The following is a 9,259-nucleotide window of genomic DNA, read 5'->3' on the forward strand; positions in this document are numbered from 1 at the left end:
GCGTTGATGTGATCGAAAACGATCTCGGTTTCGAAACGCTCGGCGTGCTCGCGCATCCGCTCCATCAGCGCCGGGCCGGTCAGGCCGTGAACGTCACCCGGCCAGTTGTCGACTTCGGTCGTGGTGGTCAGTTGACCGCCGGCCTGCATGCCGGTGATCAGCAGTGGCTTGAGGTTGGCACGGGCGGCGTAGACCGCAGCGCTATAACCGGCAGGGCCGGAACCGAGAATAATCACTCGCGAATGACGGACTTCAGACATGACCTGCTCCTGTTGACCGGGCCGAAACACTGGCGCGGAACGCCGGACTGCCGGCGGGAATAAAAAAGGACTGTGGATAACCTTGGGGAAGGCATGAGCTCGACAGTCCTGTAAAAAGTTGGGTGCAGCGTATCGAGGGGGGCAAGATTAAGGAAATACGGTTTAACAATCCAGCTCATAGGTGGTCTCTATGCGCAGACACTGACGAGATGGACGTCTTTGTTACAGTGAATGTCGATCGCTCTGCCGCGCTTTCCCGCATGGTGCAAAGTCGGTAAGGTCGGCGCGTTTTCCTTTGCTCGGAGCACCTTATGCCCGCACCCGTTCTGTCCGGCCCGCAATACCTGCGCGAAGGCCTCAAACTGGTTCTCAGCCCGGGCCTGCGCCTGTTCGTGTTGTTGCCACTGGCGATCAACCTGGTGCTGTTCGTCGGATTGATCTATCTGGCCGGCCATCAGTTCAGCCTGTGGGTCGATACGCTGATGCCATCGCTACCCGAGTGGCTGAGTTTCCTCAGCTACATTCTTTGGCCGTTGTTTGTGGTGCTGGTCGCACTGATGGTGTTTTTCACTTTCACCATGCTGGCCAACGTCATCGCCGCGCCGTTCAACGGTTTTCTCGCGGAAAAAGTTGAAGTGGTGGTGCGAGGTACTGATGATTTCCCGGCGTTCAGCTGGGGCGAACTGATCGCGATGATCCCGCGCACCCTCGCCCGGGAAATGCGCAAACTCGGCTACTTCCTGCCCCGGGCGATCGGCCTGTTCATCCTCTCGTTCATCCCGGTGGTGAACATCATTGCCGCACCGCTGTGGCTGCTGTTCGGCGTGTGGATGATGGCAATCCAGTACATTGACTACCCGGCGGATAACCACAAACTGGGCTGGAACGAAATGCTTGCCTGGTTGCGGCAGAAGCGCTGGCAGAGCATGAGTTTTGGCGGGATTGTCTATCTGGTGCTGCTGATTCCGGTGGTCAACATCCTGATGATGCCGGCGGCTGTCGCTGGCGCAACGCTGTTCTGGGTGCGTGAGCGTGGTGCCGAGAATCTGGTGACTCAGCGCTGACACCGCGTCACAAATCCATCATCCGAACGTCACAAGCACGACATGGCCTCAGTCGACACTGAGGTCATGACGACAGCTCTACATATCACTCTGATCAGCGAAACCTTCCCACCGGAAATCAACGGGGTGGCCAATACCCTTGGCCGCTTGTGCGATGGCTTGCGCGCGCGCGGCCACCAGGTTGAACTGGTGCGCCCGCGTCAGGCCGGTGATCCGCAGCGCAGTGAAGATGACGCGCTGCTGCTCTGCCGCGGCTGGCCGTTGCCGGGGTATCCGGGGCTGCAATGGGGCCAGTCGTCGATGCACAAACTGCTGCGACGCTGGAAACGTCAGCGCCCCGACGTGTTGTACATCGCCACGGAAGGCCCGCTGGGGTTGTCGGCACTGCGTGCGGCGCGCCGTTTGGGGATATCGGTGGTCAGCGGTTTTCACACCAATTTCCAGCAATACACCAGCCAGTACGGCCTCGGCCTGCTGACGCGGATGCTCACGCATTATCTGCGCTGGTTCCATAATCGTTCGGCGGTGACCCTGGTGCCCAGCGTCAGCCAGCGCCTGGAACTGGAGCGGCGGCATTTCGAGCGGTTGGCGCTGTTGTCGCGCGGTGTCGACAGTCAGTTGTTTCATCCGAGCAAGCGCCTGAACGCCCTGCGTGAGCAATGGGGGCTGAGCGAGCACGACGTTGCCGTCATTCATGTAGGACGACTGGCGCCGGAGAAGAACCTGGGTCTGCTCAAACGCAGCTTTGAACAACTGCGCAGCACCTATCCACAGCGCAATCTGAAAATGATCGTGGTCGGCGACGGCCCGCAGCGCACGGCCCTGGAAAAGGACCTGCCCGAGGCGATTTTCTGCGGTTCGCAGCGCGGCGAAGCGTTGGCCGCGCACTATGCATCCGGTGACATGTTTCTGTTTCCGAGCCTGACCGAAACCTTTGGCAATGTCGTGCTGGAAGCCTTGGCTTCAGGCCTTGGCGTGGTGGCTTACGATCAGGCGGCTGCCGCGCAGCATATTCGCCACGGTTACAACGGCGTGCTGGCCATGCCCGGCGATGAGCAGGCCTTTTGCGAAGCAGCGGCGTGGTTACTGGAGGAAGAAGAGACGTTGCGTTGTGTGCGCCTGAATGCGCGGCAGCACGCGAGTCGCCAGGGCTGGTCGGCGGTTGTCGAGCAGTTTGAAAAGCATTTGCGCGGGGCTTGTGTGGGGGAGCAAGTGGTGCCGAATGCGCAGACATTGCCCTGATTCTTTGCTGACGTTAGAACCGCCTTCGCGAGCAAGCTCGCTCCCACAGGGGATCTCCAGTGAACACAAATTTTGTGAACAGCAGAGAAACCTGTGGGAGCGAGCTTGCTCGCGAAGGGGTCAGTGAGAGCGCCGCTTAAACCAGCGTCATCAACGCCTCACGGCTGAACGGCAGAATGTCCTGTTCACGCCCCTCGCGGACTTTCTGCGCCCAATCCGGATCCACCAGCAGCGCACGCCCCACCGCGACCAGATCGAACTCTTCCTTATTCAAACGCTCCAGCAAGTTCTCCAGACTGGCCGGCTGCGCGACCTTGTCGGTGTTGACCATGAACTGCAGGAACTCGCCGTCCAGGCCGACGCTGCCAACGGTGATGGTCGGCTTGCCGGTCAGCTTGCGGGTCCAGCCGGCCAGGTTCAGTTCGGAACCGTCGAATTCCGGCTCCCAGAAGCGGCGCGTCGAGCAGTGGAAAATATCCACGCCAGCGTCAGACAGCGGCTTGAGGAACTCACCCAGCGCTTCCGGGGTTTGCACCAGACGCGCCGTGTAGTCCTGCTGTTTCCATTGCGAGAAACGGAAGATGATCGGGAAGCCTTCACCGACCGCTGCACGTACTGCCTGAATCAGTTCGATGGCGAAACGCGAACGGTTGGCCAGGCTGCCGCCGTATTCATCGGTGCGCTGGTTGCTGCCTTCCCAGAAGAACTGGTCGATCAGATAACCGTGGGCGCCGTGGATCTCCACGCCGTCCATGCCGATGCTTTTGGCGTCTTTGGCCGCTTGGGCGAAGGCTGCGATCACATCCTGAATGTCTTGTTTAGTCATGCCGTGCACCACGACCTGACCGTCCTTGAGTTTTTCCGACGGACCGTAACCCGGCACGCTGGCATCCGGCTCGGTACCGATGCGACGTACGCTGCCGACATGCCACAGTTGCGGAACGATCTTGCCGCCTTCGGCGTGAACCGCATCGACGACCTTCTTCCAGCCGGCCAATGGCGCGTCGCCAAAGAATTGCGGCACGTTCGGATAGCCGTTGGAGGCAATGTGGCCGACGGTGGTGCCTTCGGTGATGATCAGACCAACGCCGGCCGCGGCACGACGACGGTAGTACTCGATGACTTTGGAGTTCGGCACGCCGCCCGGGGAAAACGAGCGGGTCATCGGCGCCATGACCACACGGGTCGGCAGTTCGAGGGCACCGAGGTGGAACGGTTTGAACAAGGCTTGGACCGGCATTGGAAACTCCGCAGGGAATGGCTTTATGACGGCGATAATATGGAGTGTTACAAGCCTTGAACAGCATTATTGATTTGGGTGATCAAGGATCAGAAACGAAAGATCGCAGCACCGACAAGCCCCTGCAGGCGCCGCCGAAGGCTGCGATCTTTTGATCTTGCTGTGTCAGCTCAGCGCTTTTTCAATCGCATGAACAATGGTCGGATCATCCGGCGCCGTGCGCGGCGAGAACCGGGCCAGCACGCGGCCGTCCTTGCCGAGCAGAAACTTTTCGAAATTCCAGGTGATGTCACCGGGAAACTCCGCACCCTCGCCCGCCAGCAAGCGGTAGAGCTGATGACGATCGTGACCGTTGACTTCGAGCTTGCTCGACAAAGGAAACGTCACGCCGTAGTTGAGGCTGCAGAACTCTTTGATTTCCTGCTCGGTGCCCGGCTCCTGGCCGGCGAACTGGTTGCACGGCAGGCCCAGCACACTGAAGCCCTTGCCCTTGAATTGCTGATAGAGGTTTTCCAGCGCCGCGTACTGAGGGGTCAAGCCGCATTTGGAGGCGACGTTGACCACCAGCACGACTTGGCCCTTGAAAGGCGCCAGCGGTAGCTCCTGACCATCCAGGGCTGTCAACTTAAGGTCGTGAAAAGCACTCATGACGTACTCCAGGATTCCCGTGTTCTACTCGAAACAGCCACTTGGCGAGACCACCAAGGACAGCCGCGGACTAAAAAGGCGCCCACAGGCGCCTCTCCAGTACTCGAAGCTTAGCGCAGAAAATCAGTGGTGATGGCCACCTTCGCCATGGACGTGGCCATGAGCGACTTCTTCCTGGCTGGCGTCACGCACAGCAACGACCTTCACTTTGAAGTTCAGGCGCTGACCGGCCAGTGGGTGGTTGCCGTCAACCGTCACGTCATCGCCGTCCAGATCACGGATGGTCACGATCTGCATCTGGCCGTCCGGCGCCGAAGCGTGGAACTGCATGCCGACTTCCAGCTCGTCGACGCCTTCGAACATGCTGCGGCTCAGGGTGCTGACCAGTTCGGCAGCGTATTCGCCGTAAGCGTCTTCCGGCTCGACGGAAACTTCCAGCTCGTCACCGACAGCTTTGCCTTCCAGGGCTTTTTCCAGGCCCGGGATGATGTTGCCTGCGCCTTGCAGGTAGACCAGCGGAGCGCCGCCGGCGGAGCTGTCGATGACCTCACCAGCGTCGTTGGTCAGGGTATAGTCGATGGAGACAGCCTTATTGGCGGCGATCAGCATGGGGCGAGACCTTTTGCATAAGAATATAGAAAGGCCAAGTTTAGCGAAGCAATCGCGCGAAAGCGAACACAACCCGGACAAACGGGATTCGACGATTGCCGGCTTCCATCAGGATGAGGACGGCCATTGGGTCGTTGAGCTTTCCTGCGGCCACACGCAACACCTGCGTCACCAGCCGCCGTGGCAATCACGGGCGTGGGTGCTCGACCCGGCGCAACGTATTGAAAAAATAGGCCAACCCTTTGCCTGCGGTTGGTGCGCACAAGGCGTGGTTAGCGATAACCTTGGCAACTGAATTTCGGCAGATTGTCAGAGATAGATGATCGCCATTGCCATGCACCCTTAGAGAATCCGCATGCAAACTTTTTTTATCGCGCCCACCGATTTTGGTGTGGGTCTGACCTCCATCAGCCTCGGGCTGGTACGTACGCTTGAGCGCGCCGGGCTGAAGGTCGGCTTCTTCAAACCGATTGCCCAGCCGCACCCGGGCGACACCGGCCCCGAGCGCTCCACTGAACTGGTGGCGCGCACCCACGGCCTGAAACCGCCGCAACCCTTGGGCTTGGCCCACGTCGAGCGCATGCTGGGCGATGGGCAGCTCGATGAACTGCTCGAAGAAATCATCACCCTCTATCAGCAAGCCGCCGTCGGCAAGGACGTGCTGGTCGTCGAAGGCATGGTGCCGACGCGCAGTGCCAGTTACGCCGCGCGGGTCAACCTGCACCTGGCCAAGAGCCTGGATGCCGAGGTGATTCTGGTCTCGGCGCCGGAAAACGAAGTGCTCGCCGAACTGTCCGGCCGCGTCGAGTTGCAGGCGCAATTGTTCGGTGGCCCGAAGGATCCGAAAGTCCTTGGCGTGATCCTCAACAAGGTCAAGACCGAGGAGAGCATGGACGCCTTCGCCGCACGTCTGAAGGAACATTCGCCGTTGCTGCGCAGCGGTGATTTCCGCCTGCTCGGCTGCATTCCGTTTCAGCCGGAACTCAACGCGCCGCGCACCCGCGACGTCGCCGATCTGATGGGCGCACAAGTGCTCAACGCCGGCGACTACGAAACCCGGCGCATGACCAAAATCATCATTTGCGCACGGACCATGCGCAACACCGTCGAGCTGCTCAAGCCCGGCGTGCTGGTGGTGACCCCGGGCGATCGCGACGACATCATCCTCGCCGTCAGCCTCGCGGCGATCAACGGCGTGCCGCTGGCCGGCCTGCTGCTGACCAGCGATACCCTGCCCGATCCGCGCATCATGGACTTGTGCCGTGGCGCGTTGCAGGCCGGTCTGCCGGTATTGTCGGTGAGCACCGGCTCGTACGACACCGCCAACCTGCTCAACGGCCTGAACAAGGAAATCCCGATTGATGACCGCGAGCGCGCGGAGATCATCACCGATTTCGTCGCCAGCCATCTCGATGCCAAGTGGCTGCACCAGCGTTGCGGCACCCCACGGGAAATGCGCCTGTCGCCGGCGGTGTTCCGCTATCAGTTGATCCAGCATGCGCAAGCGGCGAACAAACGCATCGTCCTGCCCGAAGGCAGCGAACCGCTCACCGTGCAGGCAGCGGCGATCTGCCAGGAACGCGGGATCGCCCGTTGCGTGTTGCTGGCAAAACCTGCAGACGTCGAAGCTGTGGCGCGCGCCCAGGGCATCGTGTTGCCGCCGGGGCTGGAAATCCTCGATCCGGATCTGATTCGCGAGCGTTACGTCGAACCGATGGTTGCCTTGCGCAAGAGCAAAAGCCTCAACGCACCGATGGCCGAACAGCAACTGGAAGACACCGTGGTGATCGGCACCATGATGCTCGCCCTCGATGAAGTCGACGGACTGGTGTCCGGGGTGATCAACACCACCGCCAACACCATCCGCCCGGCCCTGCAGCTGATTAAAACCGCACCGGGCTGCACGCTGGTGTCGTCGGTGTTCTTCATGCTCTTTCCTGAAGAAGTGCTGGTCTACGGCGACTGTGTGATGAACCCGCACCCAAGCGCTGCGGAACTGGCCGAGATCGCCCTGCAAAGCGCCGACTCGGCAGCGGCCTTCGGCATCACCCCGCGCGTGGCGATGATCAGCTATTCCAGCGGCGAATCGGCCAGCGGTGAAGAAGTCGAGAAAGTCCGTGAAGCCACCCTGCTCGCCCACGAACAACAGCACTCGTTGCTGATCGACGGCCCACTGCAATACGACGCCGCCGCCAACGCGGATGTTGCCCGGCAACTGGCGCCGAACAGTCAAGTGGCCGGTCGCGCCACAGTGTTCGTGTTCCCTGACCTGAACACCGGCAACACCACGCACAAAGCCGTGCAGCGCAGCGCCGATTGCGTCAGCCTCGGCCCGATGCTGCAAGGCCTGCGCAAACCGGTGAACGATCTGCCGCGCGGCGCGCAGGTCGATGACATCGTCTACACCATCGCCCTGACCGCGATTCAAGCCGCCAACCGACCTATGGATGTGTAAATGCTGGACTTTCTCCCTGCACCGTTGCGCGGTGTGATCGCCTCGCTGCTGTTGGCACTCAATACGATTCTGCTGTGCTCGTTTCTGTTCTGCGTGGCGCTGATCAAAGTGCTGCCGTTCGACCTCGCCCGACGCGCCTCGCTGTGGCTGATGAGCCACACCCACGAAGCCTGGATCAGTAACAACAAGGCCTGGATGAACCTGGTACGGCGCACGCGCTGGCATATCAGCGGCCTGCAAGGCCTGGACTACCAGCACTCGTATCTGATCACCAGCAACCACCAGAGCTGGGTCGACATTCTGGTGCTGCAATACGTGCTCAACCGCAAGATCCAACCGCTGAAGTTCTTCCTCAAGCAGGAGCTGATCTGGGTCCCGGTGATCGGTCTGGCGTGGTGGGCGCTGGGCTTTCCGTTCATGAAGCGCTACTCCAAGGCCTACCTGGAAAAGCACCCGGAAAAGAAAGGCAAAGACCTGGAAACCACACGCAAGACCTGCGCGAAGTTTCGCGACAATCCGGTGGGGATTTTCAACTTCGTCGAGGGCACACGCTTCACTGAAGGCAAGCATGCGCAGCAGCAGTCGCCGTTCAAATATTTGCTCAAGCCCAAGGCTGGCGGGATCGCCTTTGTGCTGGATGCGATGGGTGAACAACTGGAGTCGATCGTCAACGTGACCATCCACTACCCGGCCGGCCGTCCGGGGTTCTGGGATTTGCTCTGCGGCAATGTGCGCGATGTGGTGGTGCACTTTGAAGAACTGCAGATTCCGCAGCAATTCATTGGCAAGAACTACGACCAGGACGGCGAATATCGCCTGCAGTTTCAGGGCTGGATCAATCAGCTTTGGCTGGACAAGGATGCGTTGCTCGAACAGATGCACCGCGAATACCCAGCGAGGTCTTGAGGCGCCTTTTCCGGCCTCATCGCTGGCAAGCCAGCTCCCACAGGTTTCTCTGCCTTACACAATATTTGAGTGCGCTGAAAATCCCTGTGGGAGCTGGCTCGCCAGCGATAGCAATCTCAAGGCAATAAAAAACCCGCCGATGATCACTCATCGGCGGGCTTTTTATTGCAGCTTGAAACTAGAAGCTTGTCGCTGCTTTATTGCTTAGATCGCGCCACGCTTGCGCAGCAGATCCAGCACTTGCTTGACGCTTTCTTCCAGCGACAGCGACTGGGTGTCGATCACCAGGTCGGCGTTCAGCGGCACGTCGTACGGGAAGGATTCGCCCGGGATGTTGTCGCCACCGGCGGCATACAGACCCTGCGGATCACGTTCGGCACACACGGCCGGCGAGGCCTGCACGTAGACCGTCAGCAGACGATCCTTGCCGATCAGTTCCTTGGCCTGCTCGCGACCTTCAGCGCTTGGCGCGACGAACGCTGCCAGGGTCAGCAGACCGGCTTCGTTGAACTGACGCGCGACATGCGCGGCACGGCGCCAGTTCTCGGTGCGACCGGCGCGATCCTGCGGCAGACCTTTGTTGAGGTCATGACGCAGATTCTGACCATCCAGAACAAACACCGCCCGGCCCATGTCGAACAACTTACGCTCGACCGCATAGGCCAGAGTGCTCTTGCCCGCGCCCGACAAACCGCTGAACAACACGGTGGCCGGCTGCTGACCGAAACGCTGAGCGCGTTCTTCGGTGGCAACATGGGCGAGTTTGCCGTGATGCGTGGCGGTGCCATGCGTCACTGGCTGAGCAACGATCATGCCCGCGCCGACGGTGCCATTG

Annotated in this window: 10 protein-coding genes; 5 read left to right on the top strand and 5 right to left on the bottom strand. The window is 60.4% G+C overall.

Going from position 1 to position 9,259, the window contains the following annotated elements; all coding sequences use genetic code 11:
• A partial coding sequence (locus DBR24_RS20465) for an FAD-dependent oxidoreductase (protein ID WP_128615675.1) occupies positions 1-260 on the bottom strand: 260 nt, incomplete at its 3' end.
• A 311-nt stretch (positions 261-571) separates the two neighbouring features.
• On the opposite strand from DBR24_RS20465, the gene cysZ reads away from it, so the two are divergent.
• A complete protein-coding gene (gene cysZ / locus DBR24_RS20475; protein WP_123451730.1) occupies positions 572-1,324 on the top strand; it encodes a sulfate transporter CysZ in 753 nt (250 codons plus the stop codon).
• A 42-nt stretch (positions 1,325-1,366) separates the two neighbouring features.
• Positions 1,367-2,566 (top strand): glycosyltransferase family 1 protein, encoded by a 1,200-nt coding sequence (locus tag DBR24_RS20480; RefSeq protein ID WP_128615676.1) that lies wholly within the window; start codon positions 1,367-1,369, stop codon positions 2,564-2,566.
• A gap of 136 nt (positions 2,567-2,702) precedes the next feature.
• Here DBR24_RS20480 and DBR24_RS20485 read toward each other — a convergent pair whose 3' ends face one another.
• From DBR24_RS20485 to DBR24_RS20495, 3 genes are all read right to left on the bottom strand, one after another.
• The gene (locus DBR24_RS20485) at positions 2,703-3,806 is read right to left on the bottom strand and encodes an NADH:flavin oxidoreductase (RefSeq protein ID WP_123464704.1); all 1,104 of its coding nucleotides are present in this window, start codon (positions 3,804-3,806) and stop codon (positions 2,703-2,705) included.
• Positions 3,807-3,971: 165 nt separating this feature from the next.
• Entirely contained in the window at positions 3,972-4,454 is a 483-nt protein-coding gene (locus DBR24_RS20490) for a glutathione peroxidase (protein WP_123464702.1), read from the bottom strand.
• 123 nt (positions 4,455-4,577) lie between these two features.
• A complete protein-coding gene (locus tag DBR24_RS20495; protein WP_003221719.1) occupies positions 4,578-5,063 on the bottom strand; it encodes a peptidylprolyl isomerase in 486 nt (161 codons plus the stop codon).
• Here DBR24_RS20495 and DBR24_RS20500 point away from each other — a divergent pair.
• The 3 genes from DBR24_RS20500 to DBR24_RS20510 are packed head-to-tail and all read left to right on the top strand — an operon-like array spanning position 5,032 to position 8,424.
• Positions 5,032-5,358 (top strand): DUF3565 domain-containing protein, encoded by a 327-nt coding sequence (locus DBR24_RS20500; RefSeq protein ID WP_123465978.1) that lies wholly within the window; start codon positions 5,032-5,034, stop codon positions 5,356-5,358. The genes DBR24_RS20495 and DBR24_RS20500 overlap by 32 nt on opposite strands.
• Before the next feature lie 60 nt (positions 5,359-5,418).
• Positions 5,419-7,518, top strand: coding sequence for a phosphate acetyltransferase (pta, locus tag DBR24_RS20505; protein ID WP_123464700.1), 2,100 nt, complete (start codon positions 5,419-5,421; stop codon positions 7,516-7,518).
• Positions 7,519-8,424 (top strand): acyltransferase, encoded by a 906-nt coding sequence (locus DBR24_RS20510; RefSeq protein ID WP_123464698.1) that lies wholly within the window; start codon positions 7,519-7,521, stop codon positions 8,422-8,424. It begins immediately after the preceding gene.
• A 204-nt stretch (positions 8,425-8,628) separates the two neighbouring features.
• Here DBR24_RS20510 and cysC read toward each other — a convergent pair.
• Positions 8,629-9,259: adenylyl-sulfate kinase (cysC, locus tag DBR24_RS20515; RefSeq protein ID WP_128615677.1), on the bottom strand; the 631-nt coding region annotated here is incomplete at its 5' end.

Origin of the sequence: Pseudomonas sp. HMWF006, assembly GCF_003061205.1 — a bacterium.
Taxonomy (GTDB): domain Bacteria; phylum Pseudomonadota; class Gammaproteobacteria; order Pseudomonadales; family Pseudomonadaceae; genus Aquipseudomonas; species Aquipseudomonas monsensis.